Genomic DNA, 18,775 nt, shown 5'->3' with positions numbered 1-18,775 from the left:
AGGCGTGATGTTTGGGCGTGACGCTGCCGTTCGCAGCCGGGAAGCGGCTGCGAGGTGGCGGGGCATCGGGGTTATTGGCTGGTCAGTTGCAGGTGCTGGTCGGCGGGCTTGCCATCGAAGGTGGTGACGCCTTCAAGCCAGCGTTGCTGGTCCTGCGGATGGTCCTTGAGCCATTGCTTGGCCGACTCCAGGGCGTCCTTGTGGTCGAGCAGCGGTTGCATCATGCGGCTCTCGTCTTCGGCGCTGAAGGTCAGGTTGCTCAGCAGCCGACTGACGTTCGGGCATTGTTCGGCGTAGTTCGGCGCGGTCACGGTCCAGACCGTGGCCATGCCTTCGTTCGGGCCCAGGGCATCGTCGCTGCCGGTGAGGTAGGTCATCTTCTGGTTGACGTTCATCGGGTGCGGCGCCCAGCCGAAGAAGACGATGGCTTCGTTGCGTTTCACTGCGCGGGTCACCGCCGACAGCATCCCGGCTTCACTGGACTCCACCAGTTGGAACTTGCCGAGGCCGAACTGATTCTTGGCAATCATGTCCTTGATCTGGGTATTGGCCCCCGAGCCGGGCTCGATGCCGTAGATCTTGCCGCCCAGCTCTTTTTCGAAACGGGCGATGTCGGCGAAGGTTTTCAGCCCCTTGTCCGCCAGGTAAGTGGGCACCGCCAGGGTCGCGCGGGCGTCCTTGAGGCTGGGTTCGGCCAGGACCTTGACCTGCTTGGCCTCGACGAAGGGGGCGATGGTCTGGGTCATCAGCGGGTTCCAGTAGCCGAGGAACAGATCCAGGCGCTGGTCGCGGATGCCGGCGAAGATGATTTGCTGGGAGGCGCTGGTCTGTTTGGTCTTGTAGCCGAGGCCGTCGAGCAGCACTTGGGTCATGGCGCTGGTGGCGATGACGTCGGTCCAGTTGACCACGCCCAGGCGCACGTTCTGGCAACTGGCGGCGTCCGCGGCAATGGCGCCGGAACTCAGGAAAGCGGTACCGCTGAGTGCAAGAACACAGCTGCTGATCAGTCGTTTCATGGAGGTTCCCTCGGCAGGTCGTTATTGTGGGTTCCGGGGTCTTTGTGCGCCGGTAATGCCAAGGTACGCAGCTGCTGTCCAGGGAAAGCGCACAGCGGCGACCCGCTCTTGCACTGCAGCGACCTGGACCCTTGTCGGGGGCCGGCAATTGGCGTATCACAGGCCCCCACGCCACCCGTCTTGCGAGTGCGTTTCATGTCCCAGGAGTTTTACTTTCTGCTGATGCCGGGCTTCTCCGCCATTGGCTTTATTTCCGCCATCGAGCCGCTGCGGGTGGCCAACCGCTTTCGCGGCGAGCTGTATCGCTGGCACGTGCTGAGCGCAGACGGCGGGGCGGTGCTGGCCAGCAATGGCATGTCGGTCAATGCCGATGCGGCGCTGGAACCCTTGAAAAAGGGCGCAACGCTGTGGGTGGTGGCCGGTTTCGAGCCGTTGAAGTCGCTGACCGCGCCTCTGGTGCACTGGTTGCGCCGTCTCGACCTGGAAGGCGTGACGTTGGGCGGGATCGATACCGGCAGCGTGGTCCTGGCCGAAGCCGGCCTGCTGGAAGGCCATCGCCTGACCCTGCATTGGGAAGCCATCGAGGCGTTCAAGGAGTCTTATCCACAGCTATGGGTGACCCAGGAGCTGTTCGAAATCGACCGACGGCGCATCACCTCGGCGGGCGGCACCGCGTCCATCGACATGATGCTCGACCTGATTGGCCAGGCCCATGGCGCGCCGCTGGCGGTCCAGGTCAGTGAGCAGTTCGTGCTTGGCCGCATCCGCCCGCGCCAGGATCACCAGCGCATGGAGGTCGCCAGCCGCTACGGCATCAGCAATCGGAAGCTGGTGCAGGTGATTGGCGAGATGGAGCAACACAGCGAACCGCCGCTGAGCACCCTGGCCCTGGCTGAATCAATCAACGTCACCCGCAGGCAACTGGAGCGCCTGTTTCGCCTGCACCTCAACGACACACCGAGCAACTTCTACCTCGGCCTGCGCCTGGATAAGGCGCGGCAACTGCTGCGCCAGACCGACCTCAGCGTGCTGGAAGTCAGCATCGCCTGCGGTTTTGAATCCCCGTCCTACTTCACCCGCAGTTACCGCGCCAGGTTTGCCAAGTGCCCGCGCGAGGATCGGCGACAACACCAGAGCGCATAACGCCAATACGCCAAACCTTTATTTTTTCAGGAGGGCCGAGCAGGCGGCTTTGTAGGCTTCGTGCTGGTATTTGTTGAGGGTGCCTGGCAGCTCGAAGCTGTGCTTCTTGTTCTGCGCGTTGATGGTCTGCGGCGAGAGCAGGGTCACGTCGCAGTTTTCCAGCAGCTGAAATACGCCTTCGATCTTGAAGGTGGTCGGGCCGCCGGCGAATTCGCCTTTTTTGCTGCGCTTCTTGATGGCGATGCGGCTGATGCCGTTGTCACGGACAAAGGCCGCCACCTGGGCAGCAAAGGCTTTGACGTTGGCCGCTTCATCGTCGTCTTCGAGGGCGATTTTCTTGGTGGCGATGGCCACGTGCTGCAGGGCGTCGCCCTGCAGGGAGGCGATGGCGAAGATGGCTTCGCTGCCTTTGATTTCGATGCCACAGATGCTCATGAGCGTTCCTTTGATCCGGTAATGGCGTGCAGCTTACAGCTCCAGCTGGTCGGCGCGAATGCCAAACGCCCGGGCAATTTTCTCGCGGGTGGCGCGGCGCGGCTTGGCGACGCTTTCCTGCTGGGCGAAGGCCGGCTGGGAAATGCCCAGGCGCTGGGCGACTTCATCCTGGGTCAGGTGCAGCTGTTCGCGCCAGGCCCGGATCGGCGTGGCGCCGTCGACGATACGGCTGACCACATCATGGGGAATCAGCTCGGCGCTGTTGTACCGGGCCAGGTACTGGGCATAGGGAATGACCACGAACGCCGGCTTGCCGTCCGTGTCGTTGATGATCTGAATATCAGTAGGTGCGTTCGTCACGTCTTTTGACCTCTTGGATACTGATCACGTGAATCGCGTCGTCCCAATCGAACAGCACGCGATAGTGTCCAACGCGCAGGCGATAGGTGTAGCGGTGATCGGTTAATGCCGTGAGCTGGCCCACATCGGGCATAGCGGCCAGGGCGCTGACGGCGTCGCGTACTTGAACCTGATGTTCGCGGTGCAATCTGAGCAGTTGTTTCACAGCCTTGCGGGTCCAACTGGATAGTGCTCATGGGAAATATAAGCTTTTTATAAGGTTTTGCAATATTTGCTTATGCCATGCCGGTTGGCAACGCTTCAACCTTGTCCACATGTTGCCTACCAGGTGGTCGACTGGCCCTGGCGATCGACCTCGGACACTTTGTTCTTCAGCAGGCGTTCCTTCAGCCAGTGCTCGGCCTTGCCCATGCGTCGCTGCCGGGCCCAGAGCAGGTCGACCCCCACCAGCCAATCGGTGTGGGGGTAGGCGCCCAATTGCAGTTCCACCAACTCACCGCTGGCCAGTTCGCGCTGGATCAACTGGCGGGGCAGGGTGGCCCAGCCGAGCCCGGCGCGGACCATTTCCAGCAGCGCCAGGTAGTTTTCTGCCTGCCACAGCCCCGTGGCGCGCAGGTACTCGCTGCTGGGCAGCTTGTCGGCGTGGGCGCTGAAGGCCAGGCGCCGGTGCACGTGCAAGTCGTCGAAGGTCACGCTGTCCAGTTGTGCCAAGGCGTGTTGCGGGTGGCAGACGTGCAGCATGATCAGCTTGCCCAGTTGCTGAAATTGCAGGGCCTGGGGATACCCCGGCTGGGAGAAGGCGATGCCCAGCCCCACATCACCCTTGGCCACCAGTTCGCTGACGTCGCCGTCGATCGGGTGGCGGATGATCAGGTCGACGAACGGGAACGCCTGGGCAAACTCGCGCAGCACCGGCATCACGGCGGTGTAGGGCGTTTCAATGGCGATGGCCACGCTCGGCTCGACCACCTCCGACAGGCAATCGGCGTGGGCCTGCAACGTCAGGCAGCGCTCCAGCACGGCTTCGGCCTGGAGCCGCATGCGCTGCCCGGCGGCGGTCAACACCGGGGTGCGGCTGGAGCGGTCGAACAGCTCCACGCCGAGGTCGGTTTCCAGGTTGGCAATCGCCGCACTCACCGTCGATTGGGTTTTGCCCAGCTTGCGCGCGGCGGCCGAGAACGAGCCGCTGTGCACGGCCTGTATGAACATCTGCAACTGATCCAGTGAAAAGCGCATTGCGTCTCCCGAGCAGCGGTTTGATCCATCGTTAAAAACGATGGTTGCTGATTTTTATCATCGTATAAAACCACAGAAGATCGGCCCGCATCAGCACTTCCTGTCGGGCCCGTATCCCTGAGGATGCTCGCCCAAAACCATTAGGTTGCACCTTCAGGAGACATGGGACATGAGCACTTCACAGGTTCATCCGGTAGACGAAATCCTGCCCGCCCGCCAGTTGTTCACCTTTGGCCTGCAACACGTGCTGGTGATGTATGCCGGCGCGGTGGCGGTGCCGCTGATCCTCGGCAGCGCCCTGGGGCTGACCCCGAGCCAGGTGGTCACCCTGATCAATGCCAACCTGCTGACCTCCGGTATCGCCACGCTGATCCAGACCCTGGGCTTCTGGAAGTTCGGCGCGCGCCTGCCCTTGATTCAAGGCTGCTCGTTCATTGCTCTGGCGCCGATGATCATGATCGGCAAGGCGTTCGGCCTGACCGAAGTCTTTGGTGCGGTGATAGCCGCCGGGGCGATCACCCTCGCCATCGCCCCGGTATTCAGTCGTTTGCTGCGCTTCTTTCCGCCGGTGGTGATCGGCAGCCTGATTACCATCATCGGTATTTCCTTGATGCCCGCCGCGGCGGTCTGGCTGGGCGGCGGTCACCCGGGCTCCGCGCAGTTCGGCGCGCCGGCCAACCTTCTGCTGGGGCTGGCGACGGTGGCCGTAACCCTGGTGGTCTACGCCAGGTTTTCCGGGTTTATCGGCAACCTCAGCGTGCTCATCGGCCTGTTCGCCGGCAGCCTGATCGCCGCAGCCTTCGGCATGACCGATTTCGCCCAGGTGAGCAACGCCGCCTGGTTCGAACTGAGCCCGCCGATGGCCTTTGGCATGCCGCAGTTTTCCCTGACGCCGATCCTGGTGATGACCTTGGCCATGCTGGTGATCATGGCCGAGACCACCGGCAACTGCCTGGCCATCGGCAGGCTCACTGGGCGCCCCGTCGACCAGCGGACCCTGGGCAACGCGTTCCGTGCGGATGGTCTTTCAACCCTATTGGGGGGGGGGTTCAACAGTTTTCCCTACAACGCCTTTACCCAGAACACCGGGCTGATCGCGCTCTCCAATGTCAAAAGCCGCTTCGTGGTGGCCTCGGCGGGGGCACTCATGGTGCTGATGGGCTTGTTTCCCAAGCTCGGCGCGCTGATTGCCGCAGTGCCTGCGCCGGTACTGGGCGGCTGCGCCATCGTGATGTTCGGCATGACCACGGTGGCCGGCATTCAGGAGCTGTCCCGCGTGCAGTTCGAGGGCACCCGCAACGGCATCATCGTGGCGGTCTCGGTCAGTGTGGGGGTGCTGCCGATGTCCCTCCCTGCGCTGTTCGAGCACACCGGCGGTGCCCTCAAGCTGGTGCTTGAAAGCGGCATCTTCCTCGGCGGCGTGACTGCGGTGGTGCTCAATATTTTGCTTAACCCACGCCGCCTCAACCCCGGCCCCCAGGCCACCGAGCCTGGTGCCGTCTCGGGCAAATGTTCCGAGTGAGCGCCTTTCCCATCCCCCTTTGGGGTACTGCCCACAACCAGGAGGTCTCCATGACCAGATTCACGTCCCTTACGCCTGCCGGTATCACTGAACTGGACCTGCACCTGCTGCGTCAGGCCATCGCCCTGTCAGAGGCCTCCCGCTCGCGCGGACGGCACCCGTTTGCCGCGCTCGTGGCCGACCGCACTGGCAAGGTCATCGCCAGCGCCGGTAACAACTCGATGCCGCCCGAGGGCGACCCGACCCAGCACGCCGAACTGTCGGCGGCGGCCATGGCCGCCAAAACCCTCAGCCCCCAGGCCCTCGCCGAATGCACCCTGTACACCAGCGCCGAGCCTTGCTGCATGTGCGCCGGGGCAATTTATTGGACCGGAATCGGGCGTGTGGTTTATGCCTTGTCTGAACACGCGTTGCTGGGGCTGACCGGCAACCACCCGGAAAACCCGACCTTCTCCCTGCCGTGTCGCGAAGTGTTCGCCCGTGGCCAGCGCAAGATCCCGGTGTTCGGCCCGATGCTCGAAGATGAAGCGGCCAAGGCCCATGCAGGGTTCTGGAAATGAACGGCGGGGTGTCGATCCACGCAGTGGATGTGGCCAGTGGCAAGGTGGCCCAGGGCATGGCAGTCAGCATCCGTCGGCTGGACGGTGAGCTGATATGCAGCGGGCGCATCGCCGCCAATGGCTTGCTGGTCGAACTCGCGCAGCAGGCGCCGAGTTTTGTGCCGGGGGTCTATGAAGTGCAACTGGAGGTCGCGGCGTTTTACCGCGAGCAAGGCCAGGCGCTGCCCCAGGTGCCGTTTCTCGACGTGCTGGTGTATCGCTTTGGCCTGGACGACAGCGCTCAGCATTACCACCTGCCGTTCAAGCTGACTGCGTGGGGCCTGTCGTGCTTTCGCGGCGGCGCTTGAGGCTCAACCTTATGCCCGCGTAGTTACTCCTGGCCGATGGACTCGAGGAACTCCGACCGTTCATCGCTCATGCGGGCCATGCAGTCGTTCTGGGCAATGGTGTAGGCCTTGCTGCCCGGCTTGGCGGGGAAGCTTTCCACGGCGCAATCGGCTTCGCGCTGTTTTTGCCACAGTTGCTGGGCGTTGTTGAGCTTGCCGGTGATGTCGGCGAGCTTGGCCTTGTCGCTGCCGTACAGGTTGGCGAAGCGTTCCAGCAGGCCCTGGACGTTGTCCTTGAGCAGCTGTTCGGCGGTGGTGCGGTTGTAGGTCGCGCATTCCAGGGTCTGCACGTCGTTTTCGACGGCATCGCAGGGCGAGTTGTCGGCTTCTTCAGCCGCCTGTACGCCGGTCGTCATCAGTGCCAAAGCGAGGAAGATCGATTTCATTGCGTCGCCGCCCCTAAATCCAGTGAAGCATCCAGTAAAGCGGCGGATTCTGGCGCAAGCGCCGGGCAAAGAACAGATGACGCCGATGCCCGGCTGCCGACCCTTTGTCGCGCCTTGACGCTTTCGGCAATTCCCCTGTCGCTTTTGCATCCGGCTCCCTTGCCCACGCGGCATATGCTGGCCCCAAAGCGCCGGCAGACGATTCGGCGCATGAATCGCCAATAAGGGGACAGCCTGATGAGCCCAGCCGAACTGCACGCCGACAGCATCGTTATCGACGGGCTGATCATTGCCAAGTGGAACCGCGAGCTGTTTGAGGACATGCGCAAGGGCGGCCTGACCGCAGCCAACTGCACTGTGTCGGTGTGGGAAGGGTTCCAGGCCACCATCGACAGCATCTGCAAAAGCCAGAAGCTGATGCGCGAAAACAGCGACCTGGTGATGCCGGTCCGCAGCACCGCCGATATCCGCAAGGCCAAGGAGCAGGGCAAGACCGGCATCCTCTTCGGTTTCCAGAATGCCCATGCCTATGAAGACCAGATCGGCTATGTCGAGGTGTTCAAGCAGCTGGGCGTGGGCATTGTGCAGATGTGCTACAACACCCAGAACCTGGTGGGCACCGGCTGTTATGAGCGTGATGGCGGGCTCTCGGGTTTCGGTCGCGAAATCGTGGCCGAGATGAATCGCGTCGGGGTCATGTGCGACCTGTCCCACGTCGGTTCCAAGACGTCCGAGGAAGTCATCCTCGAATCGAAGAAACCCGTCTGCTACTCCCACTGCCTGCCGTCGGGCCTCAAGGAACACCCGCGCAACAAGTCCGATGCGGAGCTGAAGTTCATCGCCGATCACGGTGGTTTCGTCGGCGTGACCATGTTTGCACCGTTCCTGGCCAAGGGCATCGACTCGACCATCGACGACTACGCCGAAGCCATCGAATACACCATGAACCTGGTGGGCGAAGACGCCATCGGCATCGGCACCGACTTCACCCAGGGCCATGGCCAGGACTTCTTCGAGTACCTGACCCATGACAAGGGCTACGCCCGCCGCCTGACCAGCTTCGGCAAGATCATCAACCCTCTGGGGATCCGCACCGTGGGCGAGTTTCCCAACCTCACCGAGACCCTGCTCAAGCGCGGCCACCCCGAGCATGTGGTGCGCAAGATCATGGGCGAGAACTGGGTCAATGTCCTGAAGGACGTCTGGGGCGAATGAATGCCTGCGGAGCCTACTCCGCTCGCCGATAGCTGCGTCACGTCCTCGACGTGTTCGCTACGGCTCCAAAGTCATTCACACGGCTTGTTTATTAGAGCAAGGCAAAAGCTTTGCTAAGCACTGAAAACGAATTTTCTGGAGTTAAGTTTCCATGGCCAAAATCGCCCCGCAATTGCCCATCGAAGTCGACAGCGAGACCGGTGTCTGGACCTCCGATGCCCTGCCGATGCTCTACGTGCCACGGCACTTCTTCGTCAACAACCACATGGGCATCGAAGACGTGCTGGGGGCCGAGGCCTACGCCGAGATCCTGTACAAGGCCGGCTACAAATCCGCCTGGCACTGGTGCGAGAAAGAAGCCGAATGCCACGGCCTGGAGGGCGTGGCGGTGTTCGAGCACTACATGAAGCGCCTGTCGCAGCGCGGCTGGGGCCTGTTCAAGATCCAGGACATCGACCTGGATCAAGGCACCGCCAGCGTCAAGCTCGAGCACTCGGCGTTCGTCTACGTCTACGGCAAGGTCGGGCGCAAGGTCGACTACATGTTCACCGGCTGGTTCGCCGGCGCCATGGACCAGATCCTCCAGGCCCGGGGCAGTTCGATCCGGACCGTGGCTGAGCAGGTCTACGGTGGCTCCGAAGAAGGCCACGACGACGGCCTGTTCATCGTCAAACCGTTGTAGGCGGAGTTTAGAAAATGGCTTTCGAAGCGATGTTCCAGCCGATCCAGATCGGCAAACTGACCATCCGCAACCGTGTGCTGAGCACCGCGCACGCCGAGGTCTATGCCACCGATGGCGGCATGACCACCGACCGTTATGTGAAGTACTACGAAGAGAAAGCCAAGGGCGGCATCGGCCTGGCGATCTGCGGCGGCTCCTCGGTGGTGGCCATCGACAGCCCGCAGGAGTGGTGGGCCTCGGTCAACCTGGCCACCGACCGCATCATTCCGCACTTCCAGAACCTGGCCGACGCCATGCACAAGCATGGCGCCAAGATCATGATCCAGATTACCCACATGGGTCGTCGCTCACGCTGGGATGGCTTCAACTGGCCGACCCTGATGTCGCCGTCCGGTGTGCGCGAGCCGGTGCACCGCGCCACCTGCAAGACCATTGAACCGGAAGAAATCTGGCGCGTGATCGGCAACTACGCCCAGGCTGCGCGCCGGGCCAAGGCCGGTGGCCTGGATGGCGTCGAGCTGTCGGCGGTGCACCAGCACATGATCGACCAGTTCTGGAGCCCGCGCGTCAACAAGCGCACCGACGAATGGGGCGGCAGTTTTGAGGGCCGGATGAAGTTCGGCCTGGAAGTGCTCAAGGCGGTGCGTGCCGAAGTCGGTGACGATTTCTGCGTCGGCATACGCCTGTGCGGTGATGAATTCCACCCGGACGGCCTGTCCCACGAGGACATGAAGCAGATCGCCAAGTACTACGACGACACCGGCATGCTCGACTTTATCGGTGTGGTGGGCTCGGGGTGCGACACCCACAACACCCTGGCCAACGTCATTCCCAACATGAGTTACCCACCGGAGCCGTTCCTGCACCTGGCGGCCGGGATCAAGGAAGTGGTCAAGGTCCCGGTGCTGCACGCGCAGAACATCAAGGACCCGAACCAGGCCACGCGCATTCTCGAAGGCGGTTACGTCGACATGGTCGGCATGACCCGTGCGCACATCGCTGACCCGCACCTGATCGCCAAGATCAAGATGGGCCAGATCGACCAGATCAAGCAGTGCGTCGGCGCCAACTACTGCATCGACCGCCAGTACCAGGGGCTGGATGTGCTGTGCATCCAGAACGCCGCGACCTCCCGTGAATACATGGGCGTGCCGCACATCATCGAGAAGAGCACCGGGGTCAAGCGCAAGGTGGTGGTGGTCGGAGCCGGCCCGGCGGGGATGGAAGCCGCGCGAGTGGCCGCCGAGCGCGGGCACGACGTGACCCTGATCGAGAAAAAGGACGCCATCGGCGGGCAGATCACTACGGCCTCCAAGGCGCCGCAACGAGACCAGATCGCCGGTATCACCCGCTGGTATCAGCTGGAGCTGGCGCGCCTGAAAGTCGACCTGCGCCTGGGCACCGCTGCCGATATCGCCACCATCCTCGACCTGCGTCCGGACATCGTGGTACTGGCGGTGGGCGGGCACCCGAACCTGGAGCAGAACGAACACTGGGGCGCTGCCGAAGGCCTGGTGGTCAGCAGCTGGGACGTGCTCGATGGCAAGGTGGCGCCGGGCAAGAATGTGCTGGTCTACGACACCATCTGCGAATTCACCGGTATGTCGGTGGCCGATTTCCTGGCCGACAAAGGCAGCCAGGTCGAAATCGTCACCGATGACATCAAGCCTGGGGTGGCGATTGGCGGGACGTCGTTCCCGACCTACTACCGCAGCATGTACCCCAAGGAAGTGATCATGACCGGCGACATGATGCTGGAGAAGGTCTACCGCGAGGGTGACAAGCTGATTGCCGTGCTGGAAAACGAATACACCGGGGCCAAGGAAGAGCGGGTGGTGGACCAGGTGGTGGTGGAGAACGGCGTGCGCCCGGATGAAGAGCTGTATTACGGGCTCAAGCAAGACTCGCGCAACAAGGGCCAGATCGATGTCGAGGCGCTGTTCGCGATCAAGCCGCAACCGTGCCTGGGCGAGCCGGGCGAGGGTTTCCTGCTGTTCCGGATCGGCGACTGCGTGGCCCAGCGCAACACCCATGCCGCCATCTATGACGCCCTGCGCTTGTGCAAGGATTTTTAACAACAGTTGCTGATAGGAGCCGGCTTGTTGTGGCGAGGGAGCCAGCTCCCTCGCCACACCCGCCAGCTCCGACAAGATCCTTGCGGGAGCTTCACCATGCTCAACATCATTATTCCCATCCTGCTCTTCTCCGCCCTGGGCCTTGCCGTCCTCGGCGCGCTGCGGCGTGCATCCCTGTGGCGCCGGGGGCGAGCCTCCAAGGTTGACCTGCTCGGCGGCCTGCTGGCGATGCCCAGGCGCTATATGGTCGACCTGCACCACGTGGTGGCGCGGGACAAATACATCGCCAATACCCACGTGGCCACGGCCGGCGGCGCGGTGGCGTCGATTGTGCTGGCGCTGCTGGTGCACGGTTTCGGCCTGCACAACCGCATCCTCGGCTACGCCTTGCTGTTGATGACGGCGGTGATGTTCGTCGGCGCGGTCTTTGTCTTCCTGCGCCGGCGCAACCCGCCCGCGCGCTTGTCCAAAGGCCCGTGGATGCGCCTGCCGAAAAGCCTGCTGGCGTTCTCGGCCTCGTTCTTTGTCCTGACCCTGCCGGTGGCGGGCATCCTGCCGGAAGATTTCGGTGGCTGGGTGCTGGCGCTGATCCTCGCGGTCGGTGTGCTGTGGGGCGTGTCCGAGCTGTTCTTCGGCATGACCTGGGGCGGGCCGATGAAGCACGCCTTCGCCGGTGCCCTGCACCTGGCCTGGCATCGCCGCGCCGAGCGTTTTGGCGGCGGTCGCTCCACCGGGCTCAAGCCCCTGGACCTGAGCGACCGCTCGGCGCCGTTGGGGGTGGAAAAACCCAAGGATTTCACCTGGAACCAACTGCTGGGTTTTGACGCCTGCGTGCAGTGCGGCAAATGCGAAGCGGCCTGCCCGGCGTTCGCCGCCGGCCAGCCGCTGAACCCGAAAAAGCTGATTCAGGACATGGTGGTCGGCCTCGCCGGAGGCACCGACGCCCAGTTCGCCGGCAGCCCTTACCCTGGCAAACCGATTGGCGAGCATGGCGGTAATCCCCATCAACCGATCGTCAACGGCCTGGTGGACGCCGAGACCCTGTGGTCCTGCACCACCTGCCGCGCCTGTGTCGAGGAATGTCCGATGATGATCGAGCACGTCGATGCCATCGTCGACATGCGGCGGCACCTGACCCTGGAAAAAGGCGCGACCCCGAACAAGGGCGCCGAAGTCCTGGAAAACCTGATCGCCACCGACAACCCCGGCGGCTTCAACCCCGGTGGGCGGATGAACTGGGCAGCGGACCTGAACCTGACCCTGCTCGGCGAGAAGAAAACCACCGACGTGCTGTTCTGGGTCGGCGACGGCGCCTTCGACATGCGCAACCAGCGCACCCTGCGTGCGTTCGTCAAAGTGCTGAAGGCGGCCGGCGTCGACTTTGCCGTGCTCGGCCTCGAAGAACGGGACAGCGGCGACGTGGCCCGGCGCCTGGGGGATGAGGCGACCTTCCAGCTACTGGCCAGGCGCAATATCCAGACCCTGGCCCAGTACAGCTTCAAGCGCATCGTCACCTGCGACCCCCACAGCTTCCATGTGCTGAAGAACGAATACGGCGCATTTGGCGGGAACTATCAGGTGCAGCACCACAGCACTTATCTGGCTCAGATCATTGGCGAGGGGGCCTTGAACCTCGGCCAGCACAAGGGCAGCAGCGTGACCTATCACGACCCGTGCTACCTGGGCCGTTACAACGGCGAATACGAGGCTCCGCGCCAGGTGCTGCGTGCCCTGGGGATCGAGGTCAAAGAGATGCAGCGCTCGGGTTTCCGCTCCCGCTGCTGCGGTGGTGGCGGCGGTGCGCCGATTACCGACATCCCCGGCAAGCAGCGTATCCCCGATATGCGCATGGAGGACATCCGCGAAACCGGCGCCGAGCTGGTGGCGGTGGGTTGTCCACAGTGCACGGCGATGCTCGAAGGGGTGGTCGAGCCCCGGCCGCAGATCAAGGACATTGCCGAGCTGGTGGCCGATGCCCTGCTCGAAGAACCGGCGCCAGGCAAGGCTCCGGCCAAGCGCGAACCTGCGGAGGTGCACTGATGAGCGACATTATTCGCCGCGACCCACGGGCCGAGTGGATCGCCCGTAACCGCCTGCACCCGCTGCATGCCGCCATGCAACCGCTGACCCACAGCTGGATGGGGCCCAATGGCCTGCTGCGCAAGAATCCCCATGGCCAGGGTTTTATCGGCCCCAACGGGATCAAGCGCATCGACCGCAGCGGTGCCCAGCAGGGCGGCATGAGCAAGCGCAGCGCCGCGGTCGAGGTGCAACTGCCGCTGCATCAGGTGCCGCAACCGGCGTTTTACATCGGCGTGGTGCCGGATATGGTCGGTGGCCGTCTCGGCAGCCACGACCGCGACCTGCTGGGCCTGGCCCGCCAGTTGGCCGGCCAGGACGGCGCGGTGCTGGCGGTGGTGTTTGGCGAGCACAAGGAAACCGCCTTCGCCCAGGCTGGCGTCGATCGTCTGCTGGTGCTGCAAGGCCATGAGTTCGAAGGTTATGCACCGGAGCAACGGGTCCAGGGCCTGCGGGCTGTGGATAACCAGTTCAGCCCGCGCCATTGGCTGCTGCCTGACAGCCGCAGTGGCGGCGCCGAATTGGGCCGGCGCTTTGCCGCGGCCCTGGGCGAGCGCCCGGCGACCCGGGTCTGGCAGGTCAAGGACGAGCAGTGTATTGGACGTGCCGGTGCCGGCTTGCAGGATCTGGCCCGGCCTCTGGCACGGCTGATCCTGGGCGCCGTCGAATGCGCCGAGCCGGTCAGCGAAACCCGGCATGAAGCGCTGCCCGTGGAGTTATCCACAAGCGTTGCCCGCAGCCTGGCGCGGATCGAAGACCTGGGCGCGGTGGCGGTGGACCCGGCCGCCATTCCCATGGCTGAAGCCGAGTTCATCTTCTCCGGCGGCAACGGGGTCAAGGACTGGGTACTGTTTCACCAAACCGCTGCTGCCCTGGGTGCCACTGAAGGCGCGTCGCGGGTGGCGGTGGACGATGGTTTCATGGCCCGCGACCGGCAGGTCGGGGCGTCCGGCACCTGGGTCACGGCGCGGGTGTATGTCGCGGTGGGGATTTCCGGGGCGATCCAGCACCTGCAGGGCATCGGTGCCTGCGACAAGGTGGTGGCGATCAACCTCGACCCCGGTTGCGACATGATCAAGCGTGCCGACCTGTCGGTGATTGGCGAGAGCGCCGAGATTCTTCAAGCCTTGATCGCGGCGGTAGCGGCTTACCGCAACGGCGCCAAGCGCGACGCGGCTTAAGGGGACGACCATGAACAGTAACGTAATCAGCCTGGTATCCATCGGCGCCCACCCCACTTCCGGCCGCCCACGACGCGCTGATCAGGACGCGCGCGCAGTGGAGCTGGGCCTGCAACTGGCGGGGGACAAACTACAGGTGCTGCACGCCGGCGACATCCACGAACCGGCGCTGCGGGCCTACCTGGGCATGGGCCTGGAGCAGTTGCATGTCTTGGAACAGCCGTCCGGTGCCGATGCCTTGCCGGCGCTGACCGACTACCTGCGCGACGCCGGGGCCCAGGTGGTGCTGACCGGGAGTCAGGCGGAAACCGGCGAAGGCTCGGGCATGCTCCCGTTTCTGCTGGCCGAGAACCTGGGATGGCCGCTGGTGGTGGGGCTGGCCCAGGTCGAGTCCATCGACGCCGGGGTAGCCCTGGTGCTGCAAGCCTTGCCCCGTGGCCAGCGGCGGCGCCTGAAAGTGCGCCTGCCATTTCTCGCCACTGTGGATAACGCTGCGCCCAAACCCCGACAAAGCGCCTACGGTCCGGCCCAGCGCGGCGTGTTGCAGGCAGACCAGGTCACGGTGGTGGACGACGAGTTACTCACAGCCTCGACCCTGCAACCGGCCAAGCCCCGGCCCAAGCGCCTGAAAGTGATCAAGGCCAAGAGCGGTGCCGACCGCATGAAAGCCGCCACGGCCAAGGCCAGCGGTGGCACCGGCCAGGTGCTCAAGGGCGTGACGGCCGAGGCCGGCGCCGACGCCATCCTCAAGCTGTTGATCGAGGAAGGCGTCGTTCGCTGACAGACTTTCATGCGGCAGCGACCGGTCCGGGTTGCTGCCGCATAAGGTTACCCACAATCCCTGTTAGCGTTTCTGTGGATAACGTGTTCGCCCCTCGCTACAGCCCACGTGCAGCAGGCCCTGCAGCCCCCTGTATGAAAAATGACCAGCGTTAGCTGTTGTTTTTTCGAGCTTTTTCCCAGGCCTTGAGCTCCTTCATCCCCTGAAGTTGCCCCCAATCTCTGTTGGCGCTTCTGTGGATAAGATGTTTGCTGTCGGCTGTAGGCCACGTCGTTAGCTGCTTGCAGAGAGTTGTTCAATTATTGATCAATTTCGAGATTTTATCCGTACGTGCCCGCGCAAAGCCTCGATTTTCGCGGCGTGGAGCGGGTTTTCCACACCGGCCACGGGCTGTGTGCAAGTTGCCCCCAAAGTCTGTTGGCGGTTCTGTGGATAAGGTGTTTGCCTTACCCTGCAGCCCTTTTAATTAAAGGGCTGCAGGGTTTTGTTCAAAAATTGATCAGTTGCCGCTGAAACCGCTGTTTCTCCATAAGTCACGGTTTTTCTCGCCTTTTTCCGCTGAGCTGTCCCGGTACCCCGTGCACTTGCCCACAATTGCTGTGGGCCAAGCTGTGGATAAGATGTTGGCCGAACCCTGGGCGCCTTGTAATACATAGCATGCAAGGCAATAGATCAAACTTCGTACAGTTCTAATGGCCTGCTTGACAGGGATCAGGGGCCTGTCTTCACTGATGCCACCAGGACAACATGATTACTTATCCACACCTGCTTTCAGGAGTGCAGACAATGGATTGTCGTTTATCCCAGGGTTCCCCGATCCGCGTTTCTCTCCCCCGGCGACCGCCCCAACCCCCTGGTCAGCACCACCGAAGAGTTGCGACTGCCTGACCACAAGGCCACATCGAATCGCGTCACGGGCTATTCGACTTGCGCCTCAGCGGCCGATCCCGGTGAGGCGCCTGCCCCAATGGACGATCAAGAGGGATAACGGAATGTCATTCGTCAGTCATCTGGAACATGAGTACGACCGCGTGAAAACCCGGGTCGACGGCCTGCTCGCCAGGCTCGACCTGGCCTGGAAAAAACTCAGCAACCAGCTCGATGCCGAACAACTGCAGGCGCTGGTCAACCTGTTGCAGCGCGCCCACGACCAGGCTCAGTACGCAATCATTCACGGCGAGCTGCCGCCGGGCCAGGCGCCGGTGCCGTGGGAGCTGGCCCATGGTCTGTCGTTGCTGCACCTTGGTAACGCCGCGCGCCTGCCGCAAACGGAGGCCGAGCTGCAGACCCAGGTGATGAAGGACGGCACCCTGCTGGGCTGTCGCCAATGGGAGTTGCTGGACCTGCGCTGGAGCGAGGCCCTGCTCAACTGGATCGAAAACCTGCGTAATCATGCACCCTTCGGCACGACCCCGGCGTTGATCGAAATGGCCGATGACGTGCTGCTGGACATGGCCGGGGATTGGGGCACCGGGTATTTCGACAGTGCGTCGGCGGCGCAGCGGGTGGCGGAGCTGATGCTCCAGGACAAGCCGGACTACACCATCCACCTGGGGGATGTGTATTACGCCGGGACCGGCAGCGAGGAGGGCGCTGACCTCAAGAACTGGCCCCAGGGCACCCAGGCCTCGTTCAGCCTCAACTCCAACCATGAGATGTACAGCGGCGCCCATGGCTATTTTGCCGAGATCGACGCGCTGTTTCCCAAGCAGCAGAGCACCAGCTATTTCGCCCTGTTCAATACCCATTGGCTGATCGTCGGCCTGGACTCGGCCTATGCCGCCGACGAGATGAGCCTCTATATGGACGGCAACCTGGCCCCGGCGCAGCAGCAATGGCTCCAGGACCTGGTCGCCAGCAAGGGGCAGGGACGCAAGATCATGCTGCTCAGCCATCACCAGGGGCTGGACATCACCGGCCAGACCCAGACCGCGCTCTATCAGCAAGTGGTTGCGGCCTTGGGCCGTGCACCGGACTACTGGTATTGGGGGCACCTGCACAATGGCATCTGCTATGCGCCCCAGGGCGGCATGTACGGACGCTGCATCGGCCACGGGGCGATCCCCTATGGCCTCACCCGCGAGGTCAAAGGCAACCCCCGCGTGCAATGGTCGGAAACCCTGTCCGCGGACGACCCTGACTACCCGCAGCGGGTGCGCAATGGCTATGTGAGGGTGACGTTGCAGGGCGCAACGATCACCGAAGCGTTTGTGGGCGAAAACGGCGCCGTCAGTTGGCCGCTTGCTTGATGGGACTCGCGGCAATACAAGGGCCCGGGGGCCGGCTTACCTCGCCCCCGGGCTCTTGTATTGCGGCTTGCGGCGGGTGGCTCGCGGCAACGTTCAGCCCTGGACCGGCACGCCCTTGAGGTAAGGCGCAGGCTCTGCGCCCAGGTTGCTCAACATGCGCTCGCTGTACCAGTCGACGAAGTTGACCACGCCAAACTCGTAGGTCTTGGAGTACGGGCCGGGCTGGTAGGCGGTGGAGTTGATGCCGCGCTGGTTTTCTTCCGCCAGGCGCCGGTCCTGGTCGTTGGTGGCGTCCCACACCTTGCGCATGCGCTCGACGTCATAGTCCACGCCTTCGACCGCGTCCTTGTGCACGATCCACTTGGTGCTGACCAGGGTTTCCTGGGCGCTGATCGGCCAGACCGTGAACACGATGATGTGATCGCCCATGCAGTGGTTCCATGAGTGCGGCAGGTGCAGGATGCGCATCGAGCCCAGGTCCGGGTTCTTGATCCGGCCCATGAGTTTGGCGCAGCCCTGTTTGCCGTCCATGGTCATGGACACGGTGCCCTTGAGCAGGGGCATGCGCACGATACGGTTGCGCAGGCCGAAGCTGGCGTGGGCGTAGGGGATCTTCTCGGCATCCCAGGCGGCGGCCGAAGCGGCCACGTGGTCCTTGAACGCCTGATCGGCCCGAGGGTCGGTGACGTCGTCCCATTCCAGCAGGGTTTTCAGCAGCTCCGGGTGCGAGGCGTTGCAGTGGTAGCACTCGCGGTTGTTTTCCAGCACCAGTTTCCAGTTGGCCTTTTCCATCAAGGTGGTTTGCACCGCCACCTTGGTGTTCTCCATGTCGTAGGGCTCCATGTAGTGGCTCAGGGTCGACAGGAAGTCATCGATCGCCGGCGGGTTCTGCGACAACGAGATAAAGATGTAGCCGCCGGCCGTCTTCACGTTCACCGGCTTGAGGCCGTACTGCTTCATGTCGAAGTCGGCGCCCATCTCGGTGCCGGCGAACAGCAGGCGGCCGTCCAGCTCGTAGGTCCACTGGTGGTAGTGGCACACCAGTTTGGCCACCTTGCCCTTTTCGCTGGTGCACAAGCGCGAGCCACGGTGACGGCAGACGTTGTGGAAGGCGTGCACCACGCCCTCGGCGCCGCGAATCACGATGATCGGGTTTTTGCCGACCTGCAGCGTGAGGTAGTTGCCTTTGGTCGGGATCTCGCAAGTCATGCCGGCGATCAACCACTCCTTCTGGAAGATCTCCTGCATGTCGATATCGAACAGTCGCTCGTCAGAGTAAAACGGCTGCGGCAGGGAAAAGGTCCGCTCGCGCTCCTGCAGCATCTGTGCAGTGGCCTTGCGTGCAGGTTCCAGCGGATCGCCCAAGCTCAGGGTTGCGGTGACGTCCATCGTTAAAGTCCTCATGGCCGTTCTGTGCGGCCGGCGAAAAGTGGCTACGGTTGGTGCTACGCAAGGCACGAAATACGGCT

General features: G+C 63.2%; 18 protein-coding genes. 11 read left to right on the top strand and 7 right to left on the bottom strand.

Features of this window, described 5'->3' with window-relative positions:
- Positions 1-71 precede the first annotated feature (71 nt).
- Positions 72-1,016 carry a choline ABC transporter substrate-binding protein gene (locus tag JFU57_RS05095; RefSeq protein WP_078472780.1) on the bottom strand — a complete coding sequence of 315 codons (945 nt, stop codon included), beginning with the start codon at positions 1,014-1,016 and terminating at the stop codon, positions 72-74.
- Positions 1,017-1,211: 195 nt separating this feature from the next.
- Between JFU57_RS05095 and JFU57_RS05090 the strand changes: the two genes are divergently transcribed.
- Complete coding sequence (locus tag JFU57_RS05090) at positions 1,212-2,159, top strand: GlxA family transcriptional regulator (RefSeq protein WP_201128359.1); 948 nt, start codon at positions 1,212-1,214, stop codon at positions 2,157-2,159.
- A gap of 18 nt (positions 2,160-2,177) precedes the next feature.
- Here JFU57_RS05090 and JFU57_RS05085 read toward each other — a convergent pair whose 3' ends face one another.
- From JFU57_RS05085 to JFU57_RS05070, 4 genes are all read right to left on the bottom strand, one after another.
- A complete protein-coding gene (locus JFU57_RS05085) occupies positions 2,178-2,594 on the bottom strand; it encodes a DUF3010 family protein (RefSeq protein WP_078472782.1) in 417 nt (138 codons plus the stop codon).
- A gap of 33 nt (positions 2,595-2,627) precedes the next feature.
- Positions 2,628-2,954 carry a helix-turn-helix domain-containing protein gene (locus tag JFU57_RS05080; protein ID WP_201128358.1) on the bottom strand — a complete coding sequence of 109 codons (327 nt, stop codon included), beginning with the start codon at positions 2,952-2,954 and terminating at the stop codon, positions 2,628-2,630.
- On the bottom strand, positions 2,935-3,159 hold the full coding sequence (locus JFU57_RS05075) for a type II toxin-antitoxin system RelE/ParE family toxin (protein ID WP_201128357.1): 225 nt from the start codon (positions 3,157-3,159) through the stop codon (positions 2,935-2,937). The genes JFU57_RS05080 and JFU57_RS05075 overlap by 20 nt, the downstream gene beginning before the upstream one ends.
- Before the next feature lie 116 nt (positions 3,160-3,275).
- The gene (locus JFU57_RS05070; protein ID WP_201128356.1) at positions 3,276-4,190 is read right to left on the bottom strand and encodes a LysR family transcriptional regulator; all 915 of its coding nucleotides are present in this window, start codon (positions 4,188-4,190) and stop codon (positions 3,276-3,278) included.
- A 169-nt stretch (positions 4,191-4,359) separates the two neighbouring features.
- Here JFU57_RS05070 and JFU57_RS05065 point away from each other — a divergent pair, with 169 nt between their 5' ends.
- The 3 genes from JFU57_RS05065 to JFU57_RS05055 are packed head-to-tail and all read left to right on the top strand — an operon-like array spanning position 4,360 to position 6,619.
- Positions 4,360-5,712, top strand: a complete 1,353-nt coding sequence (locus tag JFU57_RS05065; RefSeq protein ID WP_201128354.1) for a nucleobase:cation symporter-2 family protein — start codon at positions 4,360-4,362, stop codon at positions 5,710-5,712.
- Between the two features lie 50 nt (positions 5,713-5,762).
- Complete coding sequence (locus tag JFU57_RS05060) at positions 5,763-6,272, top strand: nucleoside deaminase (RefSeq protein ID WP_201128353.1); 510 nt, start codon at positions 5,763-5,765, stop codon at positions 6,270-6,272.
- A gap of 8 nt (positions 6,273-6,280) precedes the next feature.
- Positions 6,281-6,619: a hydroxyisourate hydrolase gene (locus JFU57_RS05055; RefSeq protein ID WP_201128352.1), complete on the top strand. Its 339-nt coding sequence runs from the start codon at positions 6,281-6,283 to the stop codon at positions 6,617-6,619.
- Between the two features lie 23 nt (positions 6,620-6,642).
- Here the strand turns inward: JFU57_RS05055 and JFU57_RS05050 are convergent, their stop codons facing one another.
- Complete coding sequence (locus JFU57_RS05050; protein WP_201128348.1) at positions 6,643-7,044, bottom strand: lysozyme inhibitor LprI family protein; 402 nt, start codon at positions 7,042-7,044, stop codon at positions 6,643-6,645.
- A gap of 237 nt (positions 7,045-7,281) precedes the next feature.
- Here JFU57_RS05050 and JFU57_RS05045 point away from each other — a divergent pair, with 237 nt between their 5' ends.
- The 7 genes from JFU57_RS05045 (at position 7,282) to JFU57_RS05015 (ending at position 17,306) form a co-directional block, all read left to right on the top strand.
- The gene (locus tag JFU57_RS05045; RefSeq protein WP_201128346.1) at positions 7,282-8,259 is read left to right on the top strand and encodes a dipeptidase; all 978 of its coding nucleotides are present in this window, start codon (positions 7,282-7,284) and stop codon (positions 8,257-8,259) included.
- Positions 8,260-8,410: 151 nt separating this feature from the next.
- On the top strand, positions 8,411-8,941 hold the full coding sequence (locus JFU57_RS05040) for a 4-vinyl reductase (protein WP_078472787.1): 531 nt from the start codon (positions 8,411-8,413) through the stop codon (positions 8,939-8,941).
- A 14-nt stretch (positions 8,942-8,955) separates the two neighbouring features.
- On the top strand, positions 8,956-11,016 hold the full coding sequence (gene dgcA / locus JFU57_RS05035) for a dimethylglycine demethylation protein DgcA (RefSeq protein WP_078472788.1): 2,061 nt from the start codon (positions 8,956-8,958) through the stop codon (positions 11,014-11,016).
- A gap of 96 nt (positions 11,017-11,112) precedes the next feature.
- Positions 11,113-13,056 (top strand): dimethylglycine demethylation protein DgcB, encoded by a 1,944-nt coding sequence (dgcB, locus tag JFU57_RS05030; protein ID WP_201128344.1) that lies wholly within the window; start codon positions 11,113-11,115, stop codon positions 13,054-13,056.
- Entirely contained in the window at positions 13,056-14,276 is a 1,221-nt protein-coding gene (etfA, locus tag JFU57_RS05025) for an electron transfer flavoprotein subunit alpha (RefSeq protein WP_201128342.1), read from the top strand. The genes dgcB and etfA overlap by 1 nt, the downstream gene beginning before the upstream one ends.
- A gap of 10 nt (positions 14,277-14,286) precedes the next feature.
- Complete coding sequence (gene etfB, locus JFU57_RS05020; protein ID WP_078472791.1) at positions 14,287-15,057, top strand: electron transfer flavoprotein subunit beta; 771 nt, start codon at positions 14,287-14,289, stop codon at positions 15,055-15,057.
- A 992-nt stretch (positions 15,058-16,049) separates the two neighbouring features.
- Positions 16,050-17,306, top strand: coding sequence for a metallophosphoesterase family protein (locus tag JFU57_RS05015; RefSeq protein WP_201128341.1), 1,257 nt, complete (start codon positions 16,050-16,052; stop codon positions 17,304-17,306).
- 93 nt (positions 17,307-17,399) lie between these two features.
- On the opposite strand, the gene gbcA is transcribed toward JFU57_RS05015, so the two are convergent.
- Positions 17,400-18,695, bottom strand: coding sequence for a glycine-betaine demethylase subunit GbcA (gene gbcA, locus JFU57_RS05010; RefSeq protein ID WP_201128340.1), 1,296 nt, complete (start codon positions 18,693-18,695; stop codon positions 17,400-17,402).
- Between the last annotated feature and the right edge of the window lie 80 nt (positions 18,696-18,775).

The organism is Pseudomonas sp. TH07 (assembly GCF_016651285.1).
Lineage (GTDB): Bacteria > Pseudomonadota > Gammaproteobacteria > Pseudomonadales > Pseudomonadaceae > Aquipseudomonas.
The sequence above is the reverse complement of the archived record's forward strand: the minus strand, read 5'-3'. Positions and strand labels throughout refer to the sequence as shown.

Bases quoted from the DNA above. Each gene is read 5' to 3' on its own strand.
- JFU57_RS05095 (WP_078472780.1), bottom strand. From the start codon at position 1,016: ATGAAACGACTGATCAGCAGCTGTGTTCTTGCACTCAGCGGTACCGCT.
- JFU57_RS05090 (WP_201128359.1), top strand. From the start codon at position 1,212: ATGTCCCAGGAGTTTTACTTTCTGCTGATGCCGGGCTTCTCCGCCATT.
- JFU57_RS05085 (WP_078472782.1), bottom strand. From the start codon at position 2,594: ATGAGCATCTGTGGCATCGAAATCAAAGGCAGCGAAGCCATCTTCGCC.
- JFU57_RS05070 (WP_201128356.1), bottom strand. From the start codon at position 4,190: ATGCGCTTTTCACTGGATCAGTTGCAGATGTTCATACAGGCCGTGCAC.
- JFU57_RS05065 (WP_201128354.1), top strand. From the start codon at position 4,360: ATGAGCACTTCACAGGTTCATCCGGTAGACGAAATCCTGCCCGCCCGC.
- JFU57_RS05060 (WP_201128353.1), top strand. From the start codon at position 5,763: ATGACCAGATTCACGTCCCTTACGCCTGCCGGTATCACTGAACTGGAC.
- JFU57_RS05050 (WP_201128348.1), bottom strand. From the start codon at position 7,044: ATGAAATCGATCTTCCTCGCTTTGGCACTGATGACGACCGGCGTACAG.
- JFU57_RS05045 (WP_201128346.1), top strand. From the start codon at position 7,282: ATGAGCCCAGCCGAACTGCACGCCGACAGCATCGTTATCGACGGGCTG.
- JFU57_RS05040 (WP_078472787.1), top strand. From the start codon at position 8,411: ATGGCCAAAATCGCCCCGCAATTGCCCATCGAAGTCGACAGCGAGACC.
- dgcA (WP_078472788.1), top strand. From the start codon at position 8,956: ATGGCTTTCGAAGCGATGTTCCAGCCGATCCAGATCGGCAAACTGACC.
- dgcB (WP_201128344.1), top strand. From the start codon at position 11,113: ATGCTCAACATCATTATTCCCATCCTGCTCTTCTCCGCCCTGGGCCTT.
- etfA (WP_201128342.1), top strand. From the start codon at position 13,056: ATGAGCGACATTATTCGCCGCGACCCACGGGCCGAGTGGATCGCCCGT.
- etfB (WP_078472791.1), top strand. From the start codon at position 14,287: ATGAACAGTAACGTAATCAGCCTGGTATCCATCGGCGCCCACCCCACT.
- JFU57_RS05015 (WP_201128341.1), top strand. From the start codon at position 16,050: ATGTCATTCGTCAGTCATCTGGAACATGAGTACGACCGCGTGAAAACC.
- gbcA (WP_201128340.1), bottom strand. From the start codon at position 18,695: ATGGACGTCACCGCAACCCTGAGCTTGGGCGATCCGCTGGAACCTGCA.